This window comes from Arthrobacter sp. Y3225209 (assembly GCF_059090685.1).
This window is the reverse complement of the sequence record NZ_JBNHFW010000024.1, coordinates 29363-50169: the sequence shown is the minus strand read 5'-3', so window position 1 is coordinate 50169 and position 20807 is coordinate 29363. Positions and strand designations below refer to the sequence as shown.

General features: G+C 64.5%; 22 protein-coding genes. 15 read left to right on the top strand and 7 right to left on the bottom strand.

The window, feature by feature from the left end; all coding sequences use genetic code 11:
• Positions 1-225 precede the first annotated feature (225 nt).
• Complete coding sequence (locus AC5RVB_RS13035) at positions 226-1566, top strand: APC family permease (RefSeq protein ID WP_494142888.1); 1341 nt, start codon at positions 226-228, stop codon at positions 1564-1566.
• A 175-nt stretch (positions 1567-1741) separates the two neighbouring features.
• Here the strand turns inward: AC5RVB_RS13035 and AC5RVB_RS13030 are convergent, their stop codons facing one another.
• Positions 1742-2254 (bottom strand): PaaI family thioesterase, encoded by a 513-nt coding sequence (locus tag AC5RVB_RS13030; protein WP_227904788.1) that lies wholly within the window; start codon positions 2252-2254, stop codon positions 1742-1744.
• A gap of 140 nt (positions 2255-2394) precedes the next feature.
• Here AC5RVB_RS13030 and AC5RVB_RS13025 point away from each other — a divergent pair, with 140 nt between their 5' ends.
• The 3 genes from AC5RVB_RS13025 to AC5RVB_RS13015 all read left to right on the top strand — a co-directional run bounded on the left by AC5RVB_RS13025 (position 2395) and on the right by AC5RVB_RS13015 (position 4080).
• The gene (locus AC5RVB_RS13025) at positions 2395-3015 is read left to right on the top strand and encodes a winged helix-turn-helix domain-containing protein (protein WP_227904790.1); all 621 of its coding nucleotides are present in this window, start codon (positions 2395-2397) and stop codon (positions 3013-3015) included.
• Positions 3012-3224, top strand: coding sequence for a hypothetical protein (locus AC5RVB_RS13020; RefSeq protein WP_227904792.1), 213 nt, complete (start codon positions 3012-3014; stop codon positions 3222-3224). Before AC5RVB_RS13025 ends, AC5RVB_RS13020 begins: the two co-directional genes overlap by 4 nt.
• Positions 3225-3312: 88 nt before the next feature.
• Entirely contained in the window at positions 3313-4080 is a 768-nt protein-coding gene (locus AC5RVB_RS13015) for an EAL domain-containing protein (protein WP_227929287.1), read from the top strand.
• A gap of 46 nt (positions 4081-4126) precedes the next feature.
• Here the strand turns inward: AC5RVB_RS13015 and AC5RVB_RS13010 are convergent, their stop codons facing one another.
• On the bottom strand, positions 4127-4897 hold the full coding sequence (locus AC5RVB_RS13010; RefSeq protein ID WP_227929288.1) for an IclR family transcriptional regulator: 771 nt from the start codon (positions 4895-4897) through the stop codon (positions 4127-4129).
• A gap of 126 nt (positions 4898-5023) precedes the next feature.
• Between AC5RVB_RS13010 and AC5RVB_RS13005 the strand changes: the two genes are divergently transcribed.
• Together AC5RVB_RS13005 and AC5RVB_RS13000 are read left to right on the top strand one after the other, a co-directional pair.
• Positions 5024-5743, top strand: a complete 720-nt coding sequence (locus AC5RVB_RS13005; protein ID WP_494142887.1) for a CoA transferase subunit A — start codon at positions 5024-5026, stop codon at positions 5741-5743.
• A complete protein-coding gene (locus AC5RVB_RS13000; RefSeq protein WP_227929290.1) occupies positions 5740-6426 on the top strand; it encodes a CoA transferase subunit B in 687 nt (228 codons plus the stop codon). Before AC5RVB_RS13005 ends, AC5RVB_RS13000 begins: the two co-directional genes overlap by 4 nt.
• Here the strand turns inward: AC5RVB_RS13000 and AC5RVB_RS12995 are convergent.
• The 5 genes from AC5RVB_RS12995 to AC5RVB_RS12975 all read right to left on the bottom strand — a co-directional run bounded on the left by AC5RVB_RS12995 (position 6416) and on the right by AC5RVB_RS12975 (position 10804).
• On the bottom strand, positions 6416-7174 hold the full coding sequence (locus AC5RVB_RS12995; RefSeq protein ID WP_227929291.1) for an SDR family NAD(P)-dependent oxidoreductase: 759 nt from the start codon (positions 7172-7174) through the stop codon (positions 6416-6418). The genes AC5RVB_RS13000 and AC5RVB_RS12995 overlap by 11 nt on opposite strands.
• A gap of 66 nt (positions 7175-7240) precedes the next feature.
• Positions 7241-8029, bottom strand: coding sequence for an HpcH/HpaI aldolase family protein (locus tag AC5RVB_RS12990; protein ID WP_227929292.1), 789 nt, complete (start codon positions 8027-8029; stop codon positions 7241-7243).
• Positions 8026-8937 (bottom strand): cupin domain-containing protein, encoded by a 912-nt coding sequence (locus AC5RVB_RS12985; RefSeq protein WP_227929293.1) that lies wholly within the window; start codon positions 8935-8937, stop codon positions 8026-8028. The genes AC5RVB_RS12990 and AC5RVB_RS12985 overlap by 4 nt, the downstream gene beginning before the upstream one ends.
• 5 nt (positions 8938-8942) lie before the next feature.
• Positions 8943-9890 (bottom strand): 3,5-dioxohexanoate:acetyl-CoA acetone transferase, encoded by a 948-nt coding sequence (kce, locus tag AC5RVB_RS12980; protein ID WP_227929294.1) that lies wholly within the window; start codon positions 9888-9890, stop codon positions 8943-8945.
• Entirely contained in the window at positions 9890-10804 is a 915-nt protein-coding gene (locus AC5RVB_RS12975; protein WP_227929295.1) for a DUF6282 family protein, read from the bottom strand. The genes kce and AC5RVB_RS12975 overlap by 1 nt, the downstream gene beginning before the upstream one ends.
• 202 nt (positions 10805-11006) lie before the next feature.
• Here AC5RVB_RS12975 and AC5RVB_RS12970 point away from each other — a divergent pair, with 202 nt between their 5' ends.
• From AC5RVB_RS12970 to AC5RVB_RS12930, 9 genes are all read left to right on the top strand, one after another.
• Positions 11007-11783, top strand: coding sequence for an IclR family transcriptional regulator (locus tag AC5RVB_RS12970; protein WP_227929296.1), 777 nt, complete (start codon positions 11007-11009; stop codon positions 11781-11783).
• A gap of 181 nt (positions 11784-11964) precedes the next feature.
• Positions 11965-12708, top strand: coding sequence for an ABC transporter permease (locus AC5RVB_RS12965; RefSeq protein ID WP_227929297.1), 744 nt, complete (start codon positions 11965-11967; stop codon positions 12706-12708).
• Positions 12705-13559 (top strand): ABC transporter permease, encoded by an 855-nt coding sequence (locus AC5RVB_RS12960; protein ID WP_227929298.1) that lies wholly within the window; start codon positions 12705-12707, stop codon positions 13557-13559. The genes AC5RVB_RS12965 and AC5RVB_RS12960 overlap by 4 nt, the downstream gene beginning before the upstream one ends.
• Positions 13560-13568: 9 nt before the next feature.
• Positions 13569-14711: an ABC transporter ATP-binding protein gene (locus AC5RVB_RS12955; RefSeq protein WP_227929299.1), complete on the top strand. Its 1143-nt coding sequence runs from the start codon at positions 13569-13571 to the stop codon at positions 14709-14711.
• A gap of 127 nt (positions 14712-14838) precedes the next feature.
• A complete protein-coding gene (locus AC5RVB_RS12950; RefSeq protein WP_227929300.1) occupies positions 14839-15909 on the top strand; it encodes an extracellular solute-binding protein in 1071 nt (356 codons plus the stop codon).
• A 48-nt stretch (positions 15910-15957) separates the two neighbouring features.
• Positions 15958-16764 (top strand): IclR family transcriptional regulator, encoded by an 807-nt coding sequence (locus AC5RVB_RS12945; RefSeq protein ID WP_227929301.1) that lies wholly within the window; start codon positions 15958-15960, stop codon positions 16762-16764.
• Complete coding sequence (locus tag AC5RVB_RS12940) at positions 16748-17722, top strand: cyclase family protein (RefSeq protein ID WP_227929302.1); 975 nt, start codon at positions 16748-16750, stop codon at positions 17720-17722. The genes AC5RVB_RS12945 and AC5RVB_RS12940 overlap by 17 nt, the downstream gene beginning before the upstream one ends.
• Positions 17723-17729: 7 nt before the next feature.
• On the top strand, positions 17730-18962 hold the full coding sequence (locus tag AC5RVB_RS12935) for an iron-containing alcohol dehydrogenase (protein ID WP_227929303.1): 1233 nt from the start codon (positions 17730-17732) through the stop codon (positions 18960-18962).
• Entirely contained in the window at positions 18959-20386 is a 1428-nt protein-coding gene (locus AC5RVB_RS12930) for an NAD-dependent succinate-semialdehyde dehydrogenase (RefSeq protein ID WP_227929304.1), read from the top strand. The genes AC5RVB_RS12935 and AC5RVB_RS12930 overlap by 4 nt, the downstream gene beginning before the upstream one ends.
• The last annotated feature ends 421 nt before the right edge of the window (positions 20387-20807 follow it).

Below are 20807 nucleotides of genomic sequence, written 5' to 3'. Positions count from 1 at the left end.
GGCGGGATACGGCCCGCGCGCGGGCGGCTGGGGGTCTGACACTGGCGTCCTTCGTCGTGAGGGGCTCGAGGCGGTTTGCCGCGCACGGCCGCTGGCTGGCGAACCCCAGCCTATCCGCCCCCGCCGGCACCATGGCAGGCCGGTGCGCCTGCCGGCCAACACTTTTTGTGCACCGGATTCCGCCCAAGTATTGCGCAGGGGGAGCAAACGGAATCCAATAGCCCAATGACGGAAGAGACCGGCACTGCCACATCAAAATCATCACCCGGGTTGAAGCGGGCCATCGGGGTGCCGCTGCTGTTCGCGTTTATCGTGGGCGACACCCTCGGTGCCGGCATCTACACCCTCGTGGGGACCATGGCCTCCGACGTCGGTGGTGCGATCTGGCTACCCCTGCTGATCGCGCTGCTGGTCGCGCTCCTCACCGCCGCAACCTACGCAGAACTGATCACCAAGTACCCGCACGCCGGCGGAGCCGCCCGCTACGCCGACCGGGCCTTTGGCATCCCCTATGTGTCCTTCCTGGTCGGATTCCTGATGATGGCCTCCGGAATCACCACGGCTGCCGCGCTGGCGAACGCCTTCGCGGGCGACTACCTGACGGCGCTCATCGATGTGCCGGCAGCTCCCGCCGCGGTTGTCTTCATCATCCTGCTGACCCTGATCAACCTTCGCGGCGTCAAGGAGTCCCTCGCCGCGAACCTGATAGCTTCCGTCATCGAGGTATCCGGCTTGGTCATCGTCATTGTGGTCTGTGCCATCGTTTTCACCTCCGGTAACGGGGAACCCTCCCGGCTCCTTGAGTTCGCGCCGGACGTGCCGCCCCTGCAAGGCGCCTTCGCCGCATCGATCGTCGCGTTCTTCTCTTTCCTGGGTTTCGAAGCGGCAGCAAACATGGCCGAGGAAGTACGTAATCCTTCCAAGGCCTACCCCCGCGCACTGTTCGGCGCCATCTGCACCGCCGGGCTGGTGTATCTCCTTATCGCCCTCGGCGCCGTCATCGTGATGGACCCGACGGAGCTGGCCGAGTCCACCGGCCCACTCCTCGCCGTCGTCGGCGCCAGCGGTGTCGCCATCCCGCCGGGGCTCTTCAGCATCATCGCGCTGATTGCCATTGCCAACGGCGCGCTGCTGTTTATGGTGATGGCCAGCCGTGTCGGTTACGGCCTGGCGGAAGCCGAATTGCTCCCTCGGGCCTTCAGCCGCGTGCTGCCGGGCCGCCGTACCCCGTGGGTTTCCATTGTGGTGGTGGCCGGGCTGACGATTGTCCTGACGCTCACCGGAAATGTCGCCTCGCTGGCCGAAACCACCGTGCTGCTCCTGCTTTTGGTGTTCCTGTCCGCGAACGTCAGCGTCCTTGTCCTCAAAAAGGACAAAGTGGACCATGAACACTTCTCCGCCCCCCGGTTCATGCCGGTCCTGGCGATCATTGCCAGCATTGCGCTCCTCACCCAGCAATCCGCGGCTATCTGGCTCAGTGCCGCCGTCTACGTGGCGATCGGATCCTTGTTGTTCCTCGCTGCACGGGCGCAACGCAAGCACGAGGACCGTGTGAACCCCCGCTGATCCGCAACCGCAGGCTGCTGGTTGCAGGTAGTCGCCCCGGGATTCAAGGGTGTGACGGCCCGGGCGCCTGCGTGGCAGGCTGGGCGCACGAGATAGCCGAATCCATGGGAGGGTGACGTGAGCGCAGGGCGCTGGGGGCTTGCCGGGGCGGGCAAACAATAGGGATATGTAAGGCTCAACGTCCCGATGGATCGGGGCCCACCACCAGGCAGGTGCTTGAGGCGGTAGCGAGGACCCGGCCGGCGGCGTCGCGCAGGTCCGCTTCGACAAAGGCTGCGTTGCGTCCGGTCTTGGTCACCCAGCCGTGGGCCGTGACAGTGCCCGTGTCCGCGGTGGCGGGCCGCAGGAAGGACACCTTGAGCTCGAGGCTGGTGTAGCCGACGCCGGCCGGCAAAGTCGAGTGCACGGCGCAGCCGCAGGCCGAGTCCAGGACGGTGGCGAAAAAGCCGCCATGGACGGAGCCGATGGGGTTGTAGTGCGATTCGTCAGGCTCCGCCGTCATGACGACGTCGCCCTCGCTCACGCTGACGAGCCGCAGGCCGACATGACTGCTGATCGGCGGGCCGGAAACCTCGCCGGCGGCCAGCGCCTGCAGGTGCTCGAGCCCGGTCCGCGAGAAGATGCGCGCGACGTCCCGTTCCGCCGGGGAGTATTCAAGCGTTTTGGAACGCATTTCGGAAGCGGACATCGGGTCTCCTTGAAGGCTTGTGGGTGCTGGGATCCATAGCCACAGTAATGCAGGCCACACACAGGGCGGCGCAGGACTGCTTGCGGAGCAGATGCAAAGAAACGTTTGCAAATAAACCTTTGCACTGGCATGCTGGCTCCATGACCGCAGAACCACTGCCCGAAAAGCAGCCCGCCCGTGACGGTGACCGTGTCCTCGACGGCCCCGTACTCAAAGCCCTGGCCCACCCGCTCCGGGTGCAGCTGCTGGACATCCTGTCCCAGTACGGGCCTCAGACCGCCAGCAGCATGGGCAAACGGGTGGGGGAATCCAGCGGAGCCACCAGCTACCACCTCCGGCAACTGGCACGGCACGGCCTGGTCCGCGAAATCGAGAACCGGGGCTCGGGACGCGAGCGGTGGTGGGAACGCCCGCGGGGCACCCTGGCCGTCAATACCTCTTCGTCCGAACAGGACCCTGCCGTCCGCGAGGCGGCCCGGCAGGTGAACCGGCACTTTGTCCAGGGACGTGCGGAGGCCCTGGCTGCCTTTACGTCAGGCAGCCCGTCCGAACTGCCGGCAGAGTGGGCGGACGCCGCCATGCTCAGTACCCTCAACGCCCAGCTCACCGCAGACCAGCTCCGGAAGTTCACCCGCGAGATGGAAGCGATCCTGCGGGAAAAGCTCGAGGCCTACCGGAGCGAACCCGGAACCCCCGGCGCCCGCCCCGTCCAACTGCACTTCAACGCCTTTCCCCTCATCGATTTCCAGGAGCAGCCATGAGTTCCGCCAGCCTCGGGTACTACCCGCCCGCCACCGTTCATGCAGGATTCACCTCCCGCGCACTGATCCGCCTCGGCACGGCCTTCATCGCCGCCGGCTCCCGGCTCGGCCGGCCCGAAGGGCCCGAAGTTGCCCTGTTCCGGCAGCACCTTGAGCGCCGAACGGACGCACGGGCCATCGCCCACAGCGGTCTTTACCCGCTGCTGTAACGCCGCGGTGCGTCTGGGCGGCGGGGTGCTCACCTCCGTGTTCCAGCTGCAGTAATGTACTGATCCTATTCACTCGGGGGGACACCACATGGCATGCAACGGCTGCAGCACGGCTTCAAAACTCGACTTCGACTTCAGTATGGCGTTCCAGCCGATTTACGACGCCGCTGCCGGCCGGGTGTGGGGCTACGAGGCTTTGGTGCGTGGTGCCTCCGGGGAAGGGGCCTATGAGGTCCTGTCCAAGGTTTCACCGGAGCAGAAGTACCGCTTCGACCAGGACTGCCGGGTCAAGGCCATTGAGCTGGCCTCGCGCCTGTTTCCCGCGGGCGAGGAGCTGATGCTCTCCATCAACTTCATGCCCAAAGCTGTTTATGAACCGGCTGCCTGCCTGCGGGCGACCCTGAATACTGCCCGCCGGTGCAACTTTCCGATGTCCTCGATCATGTTCGAGTTCACCGAAAACGAAGAGGTCTCCGACACCGCGCACCTCACCAACATCATCACCGAGTACCGCAAGCACGGGTTCACCACAGCCGTGGACGATTTCGGTGCCGGCCATGCAGGGCTTGGCCTGCTGGTTGATTTCCAGCCGGACCTGATCAAAATCGATATGAAACTCGTCCGCGGAATCGACACCAGCCCTGCCCGCCAGGCCGTCCTGGCCGGCATCATCGGCATCGCCCGGGAACTCGGCATTACGCTGCTGGCTGAGGGGATCGAAACCGAGGCTGAGTTCCGGGTGCTCAAGGCCGCCGGGATCCGGCTGTTCCAGGGCTACTGGTTTGCCAAGCCTGCCTTCGAGGCGCTTCCGGAAGTGCGGATGGACGCTCTTCCCGATGTCCCCGCAGGGGCCTGACTCCATCTGGACCGAGCTGCTGGCAGGCGGTGCCGGTCCGCGGGTGTTACCGGCCGGCCCTTCCCGCGAGGCGCCGGCTGAACTGATGGGCCTCTTCAAGCAACGCCCGGCCCAGGACCGGGAGCCTTGCGGATCCGAAGCGCTGCTCGATGCCGGTGATGCTTAGGGCGTACGTCGCGTTGCGTGTGGCGTCGAAAACGGCCGCGCCCATTCCCCAGCTGCCCTCCACAATCAGGCCGGGGTTCACCGCGAACCCCTGTTCCCGGGTGCGGAGTATCCGGTCCCGGATCTCTGCTTCGGAATGTCCGGTGCCCCACGGATTTCCCCAGCGACGGAAGTAGGCATCGACTTCCTCGGGCTTGCTGAAGGAGAGGATGGCGAGTCCGGCCGAGGCGACGCCCAGCGGGAAACGCACGCCCTCGTACAGGACGAAAGACCGCACGGGGAAGCTGCCTTCCTCCCGAAGCAGGCAGACCGTCTCGTCACCTCGGCGGATGGAGAGAAACGCGCTTTCACCTGTCACTGCCGCGAGCCGCCGGACATGGGGGATGGCCAGTTCGGTTATATCGTGGCGCGCGCCGGCGACGGTTCCCAGCACGAACAGCTCGGTACCCAATACCCAGCGGGAACGGGTTTCGTCGAAATCGACATATCCCTCGAGTGCGAGGGAACGAAGCAGCCGGTACGTGGTGGGCCGGGTAAGCCCGGTGGTCGAAGCGACCGTCCTCGTGGGCAGCCCGCCCGGGGAGGCGCTGAGTGCGCGCAGGATGGCGGCCACGCGTGCAACAACTTGGCTTCCGGGAAGCGCTTCAGGCATGGTTCACCGATTCAGTATGTGGACAACTTGAAAACCAGAATTCACATAGTGCCGAATTCATTCTGGCCTATTGATTCTGCTTTTCCACCCTGTTTGGCTCGCCTCCATCCGATTGAAGGAGTTCCGATGTCCAAAGTGTGGACAAGCGCCCGCGAAGTCCTCGACGGCGTGCTCAGTGACGGCATGACCCTGGCGGTTGGGGGCTTCGGACTGAGCGGAATTCCGTCGTACCTCATCGAGGCGGTGCGGGACTCCGGGGTCCGGGACCTCACGGTGGTCTCGAACAATATGGGAGTGGATGGAAAAGGCCTCGGCCTTTTGCTCGAGAACGGCCAGGTTTCCCGGGTCATCGCGTCCTACGTGGGAGAAAACAACGGGTTCGCCGCGGCCTATCTCCAAGGGACCCTCGACGTGGAGTTTGTGCCGCAGGGAACGCTCGCCGAACGCCTCCGGGCGGGGGGAGCGGGAATCCCCGGCTTTTACACGGCTACAGGGGTGGGAACCCCCGTAGCCGGAGGCAAGACGACCATGGAGTTCGGGGGAAAGGAATATCTCCTCGAGCGGGCGATCGTTGCAGATGTCGCCCTTGTGCACGCTTACCGCGGTGACCGGGAGGGCAATCTCGTTTACCGCCATACGGCCCGCAACTTTAATCCCCTGGTGGCAGCCGCAGGCCGGCTCGCAGTCGCCGAGGTCGAGGAGCTGGTTGCCCCCGGATACCTGGATCCGGACCACGTAGTAACCCCGGGGGTGTACATCCAACGGCTGGTGACAACGTCCCTGGCCAAGGACATCGAGCAGCGGACAACCCGGCCGCGCACACTGACTGGAGGGAACAGATCATGACTTGGACAAGGGACGAGATGGCGGCGATCGCCGCCGCAGGCCTCCGGGACGGTGACTACGTCAACCTTGGCATCGGCATTCCGACCCTGGTGGCCAACCATATTCCTGCAGGCGTCAACATCATTCTGCAGAGTGAAAACGGGCTGCTCGGTATCGGGCCGTTCCCTTATGAGGGAGAGGAAGACGCCGATCTGATCAATGCCGGCAAGCAAACCGTCACGGCTGTCCCGGGGGCAAGCTTCTTTGACTCGGCCACGTCGTTCGGAATGATCCGGGGCGGGCACATCAACACAGCCGTCCTTGGTGCGCTCCAGGTCTCGGCACGCGGCGACCTCGCCAACTGGATGGTTCCCGGGGCAATGGTCAAGGGCATGGGCGGGGCGATGGATCTGGTCGCGGGCACCCCTCGGGTAATCGTGGTCACCGACCACGTGGCGAAGGACGGCAGCGCCAAGATCGTCAGGGAGTGCACCCTGCCGCTGACAGGCAGGCAATGCGTCGATGAGATCATCACCAACCTCGCAGTTTTCGATGTCACGGAGGACGGCCTGGTGATGACGGCGATAGCACCCGCCGTGAGCGTCGAGGAGGTACGGGCGAGGACCGATGCCCCGTTCACGGTCGCCTGGGTCGCCGGCCGGGAGCCGGTGCCGTCCGCCGGACCCGAAGCGGTCAGGAACTGAATCCGCCGTCCACCGGCAGCACGACTCCGCTGATGTGGCTTGCCCTGTCGCTCAGGAGCCAGCCGGCGGCATCACCGACCTCGGTAGTGGTACCTGCTTTGCGGAGCGGGGTGGCGGCGATGCGCGCCTCGACGCCGCCGGGGATGGCTTCGCGGGTCTTCTGCAGCATGGGCGTTTCGATCGGCCCCGGAGCGATGGCGTTGACCCGGATACCTGCCGGCCCGTTGTCATGGGCGGCGGTGCGGGTGAGGCCAATGACGGCGTGTTTGGTCGCTTGGTAGGCGCCCATGCCCGAGCTGCCCCGGGTGCCGCCGATGCTGCTGACGTTAACGATGGAGCCGCCGCCCCCGCCGGACATGGCCCGGACCTCCTCGCGGATGCAGAGCCAGACTCCCTTGACGTTGACCGCCATGATCCGGTCGAAGTCTTCTTCGCTGACGTCGTGAAGCATCCCGGCGCCGGTGAGCCCGGCGTTGTTGAACGCGCCGTCGAGCCGCCCAAACCGCTCGAGGGCAGTATCGACGAAGCGCCGCACGTCCGCTCCGACGCTCACGTCGCCCGTAACCCAGGCCACCGGTGTTCCTGCGGCCGTGAGTTCGTCGGCGACGGTCCGGAGGCCGGCTTCACTCCGGGCCGCAAGCACCAGGGACGCCCCGTCGCGGGCGAATACCCGTGCGGCATCGGCCCCGATGCCGGTGCTCGCACCGACAATGAGGATGATTTTTCCTTCGAGAAGCCGTGCTGTCATGGTGTTTCCTTTCACCCCGTTAAAGGGAACGTTACGTTGCCGCCGGCATACGCCGTCGGCCTTGGGTCAGCCGTACCGGACGGTGCGTCCTGCGGCAACGGCAGCAGCAGCGGCGGCACCGAGCATACTGGCGTCATTGCCCATCAGCGTGAATGAATAACCGGCGTCGACGGCAGCTTGGACGGAGCCTGCAGTGGGACCGCCCGCATTGCCGATCGGCATGCCCGCTGCAGCTGCGGCGCGGATGGCACCTTCGATGAGCTCGGTCACGTGTGGCGAGGATTCCGTCCCGCCCTCTGAGGTGGACAGATCTGCGGCACCGATCAACAGGCAATCGATTCCCTTGACCGCAGCGATGTCTCCGGCGGCCCGGGCGGCCGCCCCGCTCTCGATCTGGGCGATCAGCACCACCTGCTCCTGGCCGTAGCGCATGTAGTCCTCGCGGGGCATGGCACCCCAGGCCCCCGCACGGCTCGTTGAGCCCACGCCCCGGGTCCCGAGAGGTGGAAACCGCGTGGCTGCGACGGCGGCTTCCGCCTCCTCGACGGTGTCCACGTGCGGCACCATGATCCCCTCCGCGCCCGCATCGAGGAGACGCTGGATCATGCCGCTGTCCAGTGAAGGAACGCGGACAATCGGCGCGACGCCGGCGAACAGGGCGGTGCCGATGTGGCGGTACGCGGTTTCCAGATTCATGGCGGAATGCTCGAGGTCGATGACCACGAAATCGAAGCCGGCGAGGGCAATAAGCTCCATGCTCTCCATGGCGGGAATCTTTATCCAGGTGCCCAGCGCAGGCGCCCCCGGATTCGCTAACGCCTGCCGAAACAGGCTCGCCGGATAGGGAAGCGTCATTTGGCTGGATAGTCGTCGGCGTTGAGGACCCAGCCGGACGCGGAGAAGTCCTCGCGGGGCGCGGAGAAAATGTCGATGAGTTGTTGGTGCCCGCCGATCCCCTGGGTGGTGTGCACCGTGGGCGGGGGAATGATGCAGATGGACGGAGTAGCGATCCGGCGGCTCTCATCCGGACGCCACTGGGTCGAGTCCGGCCCCCACGGGTAGCGGATGTGGTGGATGAAGCTGCCCTTGACGGCGAGGGAGATCTGTTCGAAGTCATCGTGGAAGTGGGGGGACAGCTTGGTCTTTTCCCGCGGGCCCGGTTCCTCGGCAAGGAAGTTCACCATCAGGTTGGTGGTCCGGAAGATCCGTCCGAACCGGCCGGGAACAACCGGGGTGTCCTTCAACCGGTAAGTCCGCAGGCGGAAGCCTCCTACCGGATCCGGCCACGGCTTCAGCGGGGTGGCCCGAAGATCCGGTTCCCGGTAGGCCTCCGCATTGAGGGCGCCCTCCCGGAGATCGTCCGCCACCGAGGAAAACAAGCGGATAAGGATCCCGTCAGCCGTGGCCGTGACCGAGCTGTCTCCGGGCGGAACAACGACGAGCGCCTCCTCGTCCACACTGGTTGACTCACTGCCGGCCGTGATGTGCAGGGGTGCGCTCTCGGAGTACAGGAGGACGGCGTATTCATCGGGTTGTCCGGTGCGGGGGAAGACGTCGCCGGCTTTGGCCTGGGTGTAGCTGATGACCAGGTTGGCGGCGCGGGCGTTCCACGTGCGGCTGCCGTGCGGGCCTGTTTCGGAGGGCTCATGGGACAGGAATTCAATCCACTGCGAGGGTTTGATCGGGGTCGACGGATCCACGGTCCTGGCCGCCGTCGCCGGCGCAAGGGAGGACCGGATGTCGTCCTTGGCGTATGTGTTCATCAGGATTACCTCATCATTGAGTCGATGGTGACGTTCTGGACGCCTTTGAGGTTGAGCATTTGCCGTGCCTCGTCGGGGCTGGCGATCTGTTTGCCGAGGTCCTCGACCACGGCGCGGATTTTCCGGACCTGCTGTGCGTTGCTGGTGGCAAGTTCGCCTTTGCTGATCCACAGGCTGTCTTCAAGGCCCACGCGGACGTTGCCGCCAAGCCAGGCACTGTGGGTGCCGAACTGCATCTGGTTGCGCCCGGCGGCGAAGGCGGAGAAATAGTAGTCGTTGCCGAAGAGCTTGTCCGCGATGGTGACCATGTGGGTGAGGTTTTCGTGGTCGGCGCCGATTCCGCCGAGGATGCCGAAAACACCTTGGATAAGGAACGGCGGCTCCACCAGGCCCCTGTCGACGAAGTGGGCCAGGGAGTACAGGTGGCCGATGTCGTAGCACTCGAACTCGAAACGCGTGCCGTGGCCGTCCCCGAGGGTCCGGAGGGTGTGCTCGATGCGGTCAAAGGAGTTGATGAAAGGGTGTGAATACGTGTTGAGCACGTACTCCTTTTCCCAGTCGTGCTTCCAACCCGTGACTTTGTCCGCGATCCCGGAGTAAACGAAATTCATTGATCCCATGTTCAGGGAGGCAAGTTCGGGGGAAAACCGGAGCGCTCCGGCCAGGCGCTGGTCCATCGTCATCGCAGACGAGCCGCCGGTGGTGATGTTGATGACGACGTCGGTCTTCTCGAGTATGGCGGGGACAATCTCCTCATAGATTTCGGCCTCCCAGGCGGGCCGCCCGTCGGGGTGCCGCGCATGGAGATGGATGATCGCGGAGCCGGCAGCAGCGGCTTCAAAGGCCGAGGCAACTACCTCTTCGGCCGCGAGGGGGAGGAAGGGGCTCTGCGAAGGGACGTTCACCGACCCGGTCACTGCGGTGGTGATGATGACCTTTTCTGCCTGGCGCATCAGTTTGTTTCTTCCAGGCCCAGCAGGAAGGCGGTGTTCCTGCAGATCATCTGGCGGATGTCCTTCTCGGCCACCCCGTGGTCGAGCAGCTGCTGAATGACGTAGATGTAGCCGTCCACCGGCAACGGATTGGTTTTCTGGCCGAGGTCCGAATCGATGACGGTGTGTTCGGGACCGATCCGGTCGATCCAATCCACCAGGCGGCTTATGGGGAAACCGGGGGCGGGAACGTCCGGGTGGTACATGGACAGCTCATGTTCCACGAACGCGCCCGACTTCAGCATTTCTTCGACGTCGTCATCGGAGGCGTTGACAATGAAATCAGGATGGTGGAGCAGCAGCCGGCGAACACCGTTTTCCTTCGCGGTTGCAAAAAGTGCCTTCATCGACGCCGCATCGAGGTGGCCGCCGGTAAGCATGATGTCTGCCTCCGCAACCAGTTGTGTAACGCGGACGGTGTCTTCGGAGACGTTGCCGCCGGCGTCCCAGATGGACACCTCCTTCTCCTCGAGATTGGCGCCCGCGGTGGGGAACCCGTCGTCGTGGTTATGGGCAGCGATGTGCTGGGCCGCCGACACCGTGGGACCCCATACGGCACGTCCGCCCATCTGGATGGCGACGGCGACGGCCGACGGGTTGATACCCCCTACCTCGGAGTTGAGCGCAACGCCCCCGTAGACAGGGGTTGGCGCGTCCGCCAGCTGGGACCCCATGGCAAGCAGGTCCATGACCGTGTTGTGGTGGTGCGACTTGATGAGCAGCGCCCGCATGCCAATGCGGGCTGCATCATAGGACGCCTCCACATGGTTGAGGCGGCGTGGGAACGGGCTCGGCCCGGAGTGGACATGAAGATCGACCGCTCCTTCCAGGACTTTGAGCAGGGCGGGCGAGGGAACGTCGTTGGAAATGGACATCCGAGAACCTCCTTGTTGTTCGGATTGTGTTGACCGTGTTCAACATACGAAGTCCATGGGTTGCTGTCTAGGGGTTTGCGGCGCAATTTCTGCCAGGCGGTCCGCCGACCGTTCATCAAATGAAAATAATGCTTGCATTATGAACAACCAGTTGTTTTACTGAGCGCCAATGATCCTTCGAGCCTCGACGAGGAGGTGCGGTGTGCCTGATCCGCTTGATGCGCTCGCCGCCGCAGACCGCAGCGCCGCGCTGCCCTATGGTGACCGCGGGGCTATTCAGACCATCGATAGGGCAGCCATGATCCTTGCCCTTTTCGACCAGAACACCCAGGTGCTGAGCCCGACCCTGGTGGCCGACCGCCTCGGACTCAACCGGACTACCGCGCATCGTTACCTGCAGTCCCTGCAGGCGTCCGGGTTCCTCGGCCAGGGCTACGGCCCCGGTCCCCTGATCAACCAATTGGCTTCGCTGGTGTCGGCACGCCAGCAGATCCTTACGGTGGCACCGGCCATCATGCGCACGCTTGCAGACCAGACGGGACTCACCGCGGTGCTGAGTTTCCTGGGACGGTCCGGCGCGGTGGTGAGCCATGTCGAAGAAGCGAACGGGGGGACCATCCTGCTGACCGTGCGGGTTGGCACGGTTCTCGAACTCAAGGCGGCCCAGTCGAGGATGCTCCTCGCTTTCCAATCCGACCCGGAGGTGGCTTCCCGCATGCACGCGTCCCTTGACGGGGCGGAAGCGCGGAAGGAGCAGGCGGAACTCGCGCTTGCACGGCGGAACCGTGTGGCGTGGGCCGACCTGGGCCGGGTTGGCCTGGCATCGGTGGCGGCGCCGGTCTTCGGAAGCCGTGATATACAGGCCGCGGTGGCCGTCCTCGGCACCACCACAATGCTCTCTCCCTCTGACCTCTCCTCCCCTCGTGTAGAGCTGCTTCGGGATGCTGCCGAACGCATCAGCTCAACGGTGACCATCTGATGCCTGCCCCGACCGTCAATGATGTCGAACGGATAACCAGACCATGACCCTGTTACCTCGAACAGCTCGAACAGTTCGGGCACCGCGCCCGAACTGGGCACTCCTGATTCCGGCTCTCGCCCTGGTTGCCGGAGTGCTTCTCCTTCCCCTCCTGCAGAGCCTCTTCCGCAGTTTCGGGGGCGTGGACTTCACCCTTGACCACTACAAGTCCCTGTTTACCGACGGCGTCACGCTCACGGTGCTCGGCAGGACGGCCGGAACCGCGGTCATAGTCACCGTGGTCACCTTCCTCATCGGGTATCCCTACGCCTACCTCATGACAAGGGTGGGTCCGCGACTGCGCGGAGTGCTGCTCGTTATTGTCCTCGTCCCCTTCTGGACCTCGGTGATGGCACGCAACTTCGCCTGGATTGTTCTCCTGCAGCGGGGCGGGCCCGTACAGAGCCTCTTTGACGCCCTCGGGGCCGGCGACGTCGTTTTCTACGGCACCGTTGTGGGCGTCACCGTGGCGATGAGCCAGGTCCTGCTTCCGTTCATGGTGCTCCCGCTCTTCAGCACGCTGAGTTCCATTGACCGCAAGCTGCTCCTGGCGGCACGAGGGCTCGGCTCGTCACCGATCGCCGCCTTCTGGAAGGTCTACTGGCCGCTTTCCCGCGGAGGGGTGGTTTCGGGGCTGATCCTCGTGTTCACGCTGAGCCTCGGGTTCTACGTGACGCCGGCGCTGCTTGGTTCACCGCAGCAATCCCTTATTGCCCAGCTGCTCGCCCAGCGCACCACCCAGATCCTGGACTTCGCCGGAGCCAGCGCGTTGGGGATGCTCGTCCTGGTGGTCACCCTCGTACTGGTGGTCTGGGCGAACCGCATCGGCGGCACCATATCCGCGATCGGCGTCGTGGCCACGTCAAAGGCGAAGGACACCCCATGAGCAAACTGACAGACACCGGCAGCCGCAAGGCTGCAGCTCCCCGCAGCCGGCGGCGGCGGGACCGCGGGGTTGATCCGATTCCCGTATGGCTGTGGGTGGTCGGCGGCGCCGTCGCGCTCTATCTGGTCCTCCCCACCCTTGTGGTCATCCCGTCCAGCTTCTCGTCATCCTCGGCGTTCAAGCTGCCGCCGGAGGGATTCACGCTCCGCTGGTACCAGAACTTCTTTACCAACCCCATCTGGCTTACCTCGCTTGCCAATTCCTTCCTTGTGGCCCTGCTCGCGGCTGCAATGGCCACCGTTGTGGGCACCGCAGCGGCGGTGGGCCTGAGCCGGATGACCGGACGGACCGCGTCTTTTGTCCGCACGGTGCTCATGGTGTCCATGGTGACCCCGTCGATCGTGATTGCCGTGGCCGTCTACATCTCGTTCCTGAAATGGCACCTGACCGGTTCGCTCCTGGGGTACGTGCTGGCACATGCCGCGCTGGGAGTCCCCTTTGTGCTGGTGGCCGTGACCAGTGCCCTCGGCGGCTTTGACGCGCAGCTGCTGAGGGCCTCGGCGTCGCTCGGTGCTTCCCCGATCCGTTCCTTTATTACGGTGACGATGCCGCTGATCAGCCGCGGCATCCTCAGCGGTGCGGTCTTCGCTTTCGCCACGTCCTTCGACGAGGTGGTGATTGCGCTGTTCCTCCGCTCGCCGACGTTCCAAACGCTGCCGGTACAGATGTACAACAGCGTCACTTATGAACTCGACCCCACCATCTCGGCGGCATCGAGCCTCATCGTCGTCGCGGTCACCGCCATCTTCCTGGTGCCGCAGCTCATCAGCAACCGCAAGAAGACCGACTAGGAGTATGCCGTGACCCTTTCGAACGAAAAGACCGTTCCCTCCCGGAAGGCGCCCCCGACGCTGGTGCGGCGGGGCACCCAGATCCGGCTGGCGGGCGTTACCAAGGATTACGGACTCGAGGTTCCGGCGGTGGACGATATCTCCCTGACCATCGAACCGGGGGAGTTCATGACCTTCCTCGGACCAAGCGGATCAGGCAAGACCACCACCCTCAACCTCATTGCCGGCTTCGATACCCTCACCAGCGGGACCATCGCCCTGAACGGAACCGACGTCGGAACGCTGCCGCCGCACAAGCGGAACCTCGGGATGCTGTTCCAGAACTATGCCCTGTTCCCGCACATGACGGTTGCCCAGAACGTGGGATATCCGCTGCGTGAGCGGAAAATGTCCAAATCCGACATTGCCCGCCGGGTGTCCGACGTGCTCGACCTGGTGCAACTGCCGGGCCGCGACCGGAATTACCCGACGCAGTTGTCCGGCGGGCAGCAACAGCGCGTCGCCCTTGCCCGGGCAATCGTCTTCCAGCCCGAGGCGCTGCTGCTCGATGAGCCGCTGGGTGCCCTGGACCGAAACCTCCGCGCCACACTGCAGGCAGAGATCCGCCGGATCCACCGCGAAGTGGGATCCACGTTCGTGTTCGTGACCCACGACCAGGAAGAGGCAATGAACCTCTCCGACCGCATTGCCCTCTTCAACAACGGGCACATTGAACAGGTGGGCAGTCCGCAAGAGCTGTACCGCGAACCCGAAACACTTTTCACGGCAAGGTTCCTGGGCGACTCCAATGTCTTTGACCTTGGCGACGCGGGCTTCGGGGAGCACGCCGTCTGGGAGGACCGGACCTGGTCGGTGGATCCCCGCACCGTGGCGGGGCATGCGGGCGTCCGTTCGCGCAGCGCCATAGTTGTCCGTCCTGAAGACCTGTTCATCGCCCTTGATCCAGGCTCCGTTCCGGCCGGGGCAAATACCATCCCGGCCACCATCAAGGACCTGGAATACATGGGGTCCTACCGCACCGCATTGCTGAACCTGGGGAGGGGCAACCTGGGCGGCCGCGCCCGTATCGACGCACTGGGTTCGACGCTGAACATCGGCGATGCCGTCACCGCCTGGTGGCGGCCCGAACGCCAACGGATCGTCGCTGCCTGACCCGCATTTCCTCGCTTTACATCGACGTCTTGAGTGGTACCGTGTCGCCTAACGTTCACCAAGTGAAACTGAAATTCATATTATGAACAACGCCGAGCATCTCGGCCAAACCCCAAAGGAAACGACAATGATGTCCAGATCCAAATCAGTGTTTGTGCCGGCCCTCAGCATCATCGCCCTCGCCGGACTGCTCACCGGCTGCGGAGACTCCGCAGAGGAAGCCACCGGGCCCGATGCACCCGTTGAACTCACTTACGTCGGCTACGGCGGCGACGGGCAGGCTGCACAGATCGAGGCATGGCAGAAGTCCTACACAGGCGACAACCCCAACGTTTCATTCATCAACACCTCCCCGCCCGACGTGGCGCAGGTGAAGGCACAGGTGGAATCCGGTGCGGTGCAGTGGGACGTGATGGCGGTTGCCCCTTATGCCGCGGAACAGAACTGCGGCACCCTCTTCGAGAAACTCGACCTGTCTTCCGTGGACCAGAAGGACCTGGTCCCGGGCACCGTGGGGGAGTGCTACATCGGCAACTGGATCAACGCCACCCCCATGGCCTACCGCACAGACGCCTTCCCTGACGGCAAAGGCCCCAAGACCGTTGCCGACTTCTTCGACACCGACGCGTTCCCGGGCAAGCGGGGAATGGTCACCAACCTGCAGAACGGCATCCTGGAATACGCGCTGACCGCAGACGGCGTGGAGCCGGACAAGATGTATCCGCTCGACGTCGACCGCGCACTCGGCAAGCTCGACAGCATCCGGGACGACACCACCTTTGCCCCGAATGTAGGAGCACTGCAGCAGGCCGTCAGCGCCGACCAGGTTGATATCTTCTTCCTGCCCGACTCGCGGCTTGTGCCTCTCCTCAAGGAGAACGACGACATCACCATCGTCTGGGACGTCACGGTCACATCACTCAATGCCTTCGCCGTTCCGCTTGGTTCCGCGAAGAAGGACGCCGTGGTGGACTTCGTATCAAGTGTTGTGGAACCCGGGCCGGCGGCCAAGATCTCCGAGCTGCTTGGCGTTTCCCCGGTCAATACGGCCGCCGAGCCAAAGCTGGACGAGTACACGTCCCAGGTTGAGGTCAACGGCAAGGTCAATACGGGAGAGACGATCCTCCAGGATGTTGACTGGTATGCCAAGAACTTCAATGAGGCATCCACCAAGGTCACGACGTGGTTGGCCGGATAATACGGGCACCGGCGGAGGCCGGTGCCCGTCCCCTGAAGTGTTCTCCATTTGAACTACGCTTATGTGATGGTGAACACCGAGGGAAACGCCGAGACCTCCGGCTACGACATTCAGGCAGTATCCCGGGCAGCGCAGATTTGCGCACTCTTCGGGCCCAACACGGTCGAAGTGACGCCGGCAGAGGTCGCAGCCAAGCTCAACCTGAACCGTACAACCGCCTACCGGTACTGCGTAGCGCTGGTCGCGGCCGGAATGCTCGAGCGGAGTCCGCGGCGCGGTGCCTTCGTCCTTGGCGGACTCATGCTGCAGCTGGGCATCCATGCGCTCAGCCGGCGTCCGGTGGTGCAGATCGCGCCCCCGTACCTGGCCGAGCTGAGCGGCGCCGTCCGGATGACCGCCGTCCTCAGCCTATGGGCCGTGGACGGTCCGGTGGCGACCCTGGTGGAAGAGGACAGCAACCAAACCATCATTGTGACCGTCCGGCCCGGATCGCTTCTGGAGATCACCGCCGCACAGACGCACGTGTTCCTTGCCTACCTCAAGGACCCCCACGCCGTCGGAACAACGGCGGCAGGCCTGCCTGCTGCCCAGCGGTCAGAACTTGACGCGGCAATCTACAACGCCAGGCGTCACGGCTACAGCATTGCCCACCACTCCGGGGGACTCTTCGGCATCGCCGTTCCGGTCTTCGACGAATACGGCATTGCCGCCACGGTTGCGCTCCTCGGCGCCGACCCGGCTGCAGACCTCAGCCCCGGCTCACCCATCCTCACCCAACTCAGGGGAACCGCGGCCGCGCTCAGCGAAGAACTGGGCGGCGGCCAAAAAGGACAACAGATTGCCGACCTACGATGAGCTCGCCTCCGCCGAGCCCCCGGGGTCGAGCTGGAACGTCTTCGGGAGAGACGACCAGCTCGGCACGATCAACTTCCTAACACCCGAGCGGGTCGCATCCGCGGCCCGGCTGGTCCGTACCGGCCGCCGCTTCGGCCTCGACCACCCCGTCACTGCCTTCGAGCCTTACCCCACTGGAACCCGCCGCCCGCTTGAACACACGGTGTTCTCCAACAACACCTGGCATCGGGACGACTGGGTTGATTCCTTCTATTTGCAGTCCTCCTCCCAGATTGACGCACTCCGCCACATCGGCCACCCCGAGCACGGTTTCTACAACGGCCTTTCGACGGAGGAAAACACATCCGATTCGATCCGGCTCGGCATCCAGAACTGGGCCGGCCCGGGCATCGCGGGCCGGGGCGTCCTGCTGGACGTTCCCCGGTTCTTCGCCCAACAGGGCCTTTCCTACGACTCCTCCTCCACCATTGCCATCGGTACGGACCTGCTCGATGAAATAGCGGAGAGCCAGAATGTGTCCTGGCACGGCGGAGAGATTCTGCTTCTCCGCACCGCATGGGCGGAGGACTACCTCGCGAAAACCCCCGAAAAGCGCCGCTCGGATCCCTGGAAACAATCACCCGGCCTCGCCCAGCGGGAATCAACGCTCCGCTGGCTGTGGGACCACGAGATCTCCCTCGTCGCGGCAGACAACCTCGCCGTCGAGGCCGACCCCGTGATCGACTCCGACTTCCGGAGCCCGGCCGACGCACCCCCGCCGACCGGGGTCGATCACAGCGGCATGCTGCACCGCCCGCTCCTCGCCCTGCTCGGCATGGCGCTCGGGGAACTGTGGAAACTGGACGAGCTCGCCGCGGACTGTGCCGAGGACGGCGTGTACGAGTGTTTCCTCACCTGTAAGCCCCTCAACATTCCCGGCGGCGTCGGCTCTCCGCCGAACGCCATCGCTTTCAAATAGGAGCACCATGAATCCCTCCATCACCGGGACGCTCCGGCTGCCATCGCGCGTGCACTTCGGCTATGGCGCCCGGGCCCAGCTGCCCGAACTGCTCAAACTCCACGGAACGCGTGTCCTCGCCGTCGTGGACCCGTTCCTTCCCCCGACGGAGCACTTCCGCGACCTCCTGGCCGTCCTTCACGGTGCCGGACTGGAAGTCAGCGTGTACAGCGATATAGCTGCCGAGCTGCCCGCCCCCTCACTCGACGCCGCCGGAAGCATGGCCCGGTCCCTGGACCCGGACGTGATCCTCGCGGTGGGAGGAGGCAGCGCACTCGACGCGGCGAAGCTCATCGGGCTGCTCGCCACACACGGCGGACCCCTGTCCCGTTACTACGGGGAGAACGCGGTCCCCGGCCCGACCATCCCCGTTGTCGCGGTCCCGACGACGGCCGGAACGGGATCGGAGGTCACACCTGTGGCCGTGGTGTCCGACCCCGAGCTCACCCTCAAAGTGGGTATTTCGAGCCCATTCCTGATCCCGCAGGCAGCCGTTGTGGACCCCGAATTCACGCTGGGTGCACCCGCCGGCGTCACCGCCTTCGCCGGCATTGACGCCCTGGTACACCTCGTCGAATCCTTCACCGCAGCACCGCTGGACCCGGACTGGTCTTCGACGCTGCCGGTCTTCACGGGCCGCAACATTTTCGCGGAAACCATCGCGCTGCAGGGAATAGCGAAGCTCGGCACCTGGCTGCCCCTCGCTGTCACCGAACCCGGGAACCGGCAGGCACGGGAAGAAGTAGCCCTTGGGGCCCTCCTCGGTGGAATCGGGTTCGGCCCCACAGGAACACACCTCTCCCACGCGTTGCAGTACCCCATCGGTGCGCTGAGTAAGACCCCGCACGGGCTGGGCACGGGTTTGCTCCTGCCATATGTCCTTGATGCCTGCATGGCAGACCCGGGAACGGTTGGACGTATAGCCGCCATCGGTGCCGCCCTGGGCTCTGCATCAACCGTGCCGGAACAACAGGCAAATGATGCCATCACGAGGATCGTCGCCATCAACCAAGCGATCGGGGTTCCCGGATCCCTCGCCGGCATCGGCATCACCAAAGAACAGCTGCCGCATATTGCCGAGATGGGCCTGGCCTCCCGGCGGCTCGTGGCCATTGCTCCCATACCCGTGACGGCTGAACTTCTCCTTAACATCCTAACCCGCGCCTACGACGGCGCCCTCAGCAACGGGAGGCACTCGTGACCTACATCGCCGATCTCTTTATCGACGGCAGCTGGCGGCCGGGATCGTCCGGAGAGCGCTTCGACGTCATCGACCCGTCGGACCTTTCCGTGGCCGCGCGGTTCGCCGTCGCGACGGAGGAGGACTGCATGGCCGCCGTGGACGCGGCCGCCAGGGCCCAGGAGCCATGGGCCGCCACGGCTCCCCGCCTGCGCAGCGAATTGCTCCGCCGCGCCTATGAAATCCTGACGGACGAAGCCGAAGCCTTCGCGGAGATCATGGTGCGCGAAAACGGGAAGTCCTGGGCTGACGCCGTCGCCGAGGCGAATTATGCAAAGGAATTCTTTCGCTGGTTCTCGGAGGAAGCAGTGCGCATACCGGGCGATTACCGCCTGTCCCCGGCGGGAGACAAACGCATCGTCGTGGACCGGCAGCCCATCGGCGTTTCCCTGCTCATCACCCCCTGGAACTTCCCCGCCGCCATGGCAACCCGCAAACTCGCGCCGGCACTCGCGGCCGGATGCACCACCATCCTGAAACCGGCACGGGAAACACCGCTGACGGCCGCCTACATGGTCGAGGTACTGCGCCGGGCGGGATTCCCGCCGGGCGTCGTCAACCTCGTGACGCCAGTTCCCACCGGACCCCTTACCGCGAAGATGATCGCCCGGCCCGAAGTGCGGAAACTGTCCTTCACCGGGTCAACTGAGGTGGGCAGGGTACTGCTGCAGGAATGCGCCGACAGCGTGGTGAGCGCGTCGATGGAGCTCGGCGGCAACGCTCCGGTCATCGTGCTGCCGGGCGCAGACCTCGACATCGCTGTTGAAGGCGCCCTGCAGGCAAAAATGCGCAACGGCGGTTCCGCCTGCACGGCAGCGAACCGCTTCTACGTCCACTCCTCCCTCCACGACGCCTTCGTGGCCAGGTTCGGTGAGGCCCTGGCGGAGTACACCGTTGGCCCCGGGCTGGATCGGGCAAACCGTCTGGGAGCACTCGTGTCGGTTGGGGAACGGGATAAGGTCGCGGACCTGGTTGAATCTGCCGTGTCGGAGGGCGCCACGATCGTGCAGGGAGGGCACAGCCACGCGGTGGGAGCCTTCTACGACCCGACCCTGCTGACGGGCGTCAAGCACGGAATGAAGATCAACTCGTCGGAAATCTTCGGACCGGTGACCGCCGTCGTCAGGTATGACGACGTGGACGAGGCCATCCGGATGGCAAATGACACCGTCTACGGGCTCATGGCCTATGTATTCGGAGAAGAACGCGAAGCCATGGCGGTGGCGCGACGGCTCGAGGCCGGAATGATCGCCATCAACCGCGGAGTAGTCAGCGACCCGGCGGCCCCCTTCGGCGGGGTGAAGCAAAGCGGACTCGGCCGCGAAGGAGGCTCCGAAGGCATTCTCGAGTTCCTAGAAGAAAAGTACATCGCAATGACGGCCTGACCCGGGTTGGCATGGTGGCACCGGTGACGATGCTGATCCCGGATCCGTCGTAAGCCAGGACAGTGGCAGGCGCAATGGAAACCAAAGACACATACGCGGGTGCTCACCCGCCGTTTCGGTACCACTTCCGCCACAGGACAATCCCTACCGCGGAAGTCACTGCCTGGGCGAAGATAATGTGCGGAATCAGGCTGGAATCATGAGCAGGAAGTTGTAAGTTCAGGATGAAGGCCTGTGAAACGCCAACGGTTGGGCGATCGATTTCACCGAGGCGCTGTTGGTGCTCAGCCGTGCAAATCGGAAGTCTTTCTCTCCTGAACCGGTTCACCTGTCCCTTCTGATGGAGGAAGCGGCCGAAACGCTGCTCTCGTTGGCCGAGAAACTGGGGAGCAGCATCTATGCCGGGGACGAAAGCCCCATG

What these genes read in the sequence shown, in the direction of transcription:
- AC5RVB_RS12960 (WP_227929298.1), top strand. Translation starts at nt 12,705, where the DNA reads ATGAGCAAACTGACAGACACCGGCAGCCGCAAGGCTGCAGCTCCCCGC.
- AC5RVB_RS12950 (WP_227929300.1), top strand. Translation starts at nt 14,839, where the DNA reads ATGATGTCCAGATCCAAATCAGTGTTTGTGCCGGCCCTCAGCATCATC.
- AC5RVB_RS13020 (WP_227904792.1), top strand. Translation starts at nt 3,012, where the DNA reads ATGAGTTCCGCCAGCCTCGGGTACTACCCGCCCGCCACCGTTCATGCA.
- AC5RVB_RS12990 (WP_227929292.1), bottom strand. Translation starts at nt 8,029, where the DNA reads ATGACGCTTCCCTATCCGGCGAGCCTGTTTCGGCAGGCGTTAGCGAAT.
- AC5RVB_RS12995 (WP_227929291.1), bottom strand. Translation starts at nt 7,174, where the DNA reads ATGACAGCACGGCTTCTCGAAGGAAAAATCATCCTCATTGTCGGTGCG.
- AC5RVB_RS12975 (WP_227929295.1), bottom strand. Translation starts at nt 10,804, where the DNA reads ATGTCCATTTCCAACGACGTTCCCTCGCCCGCCCTGCTCAAAGTCCTG.
- AC5RVB_RS12935 (WP_227929303.1), top strand. Translation starts at nt 17,730, where the DNA reads ATGAATCCCTCCATCACCGGGACGCTCCGGCTGCCATCGCGCGTGCAC.
- AC5RVB_RS13035 (WP_494142888.1), top strand. Translation starts at nt 226, where the DNA reads ATGACGGAAGAGACCGGCACTGCCACATCAAAATCATCACCCGGGTTG.
- AC5RVB_RS13000 (WP_227929290.1), top strand. Translation starts at nt 5,740, where the DNA reads ATGACTTGGACAAGGGACGAGATGGCGGCGATCGCCGCCGCAGGCCTC.
- kce (WP_227929294.1), bottom strand. Translation starts at nt 9,890, where the DNA reads ATGCGCCAGGCAGAAAAGGTCATCATCACCACCGCAGTGACCGGGTCG.
- AC5RVB_RS13005 (WP_494142887.1), top strand. Translation starts at nt 5,024, where the DNA reads ATGTCCAAAGTGTGGACAAGCGCCCGCGAAGTCCTCGACGGCGTGCTC.
- AC5RVB_RS12985 (WP_227929293.1), bottom strand. Translation starts at nt 8,937, where the DNA reads ATGAACACATACGCCAAGGACGACATCCGGTCCTCCCTTGCGCCGGCG.
- AC5RVB_RS13010 (WP_227929288.1), bottom strand. Translation starts at nt 4,897, where the DNA reads ATGCCTGAAGCGCTTCCCGGAAGCCAAGTTGTTGCACGCGTGGCCGCC.
- AC5RVB_RS13025 (WP_227904790.1), top strand. Translation starts at nt 2,395, where the DNA reads ATGACCGCAGAACCACTGCCCGAAAAGCAGCCCGCCCGTGACGGTGAC.
- AC5RVB_RS13030 (WP_227904788.1), bottom strand. Translation starts at nt 2,254, where the DNA reads ATGTCCGCTTCCGAAATGCGTTCCAAAACGCTTGAATACTCCCCGGCG.
- AC5RVB_RS13015 (WP_227929287.1), top strand. Translation starts at nt 3,313, where the DNA reads ATGGCATGCAACGGCTGCAGCACGGCTTCAAAACTCGACTTCGACTTC.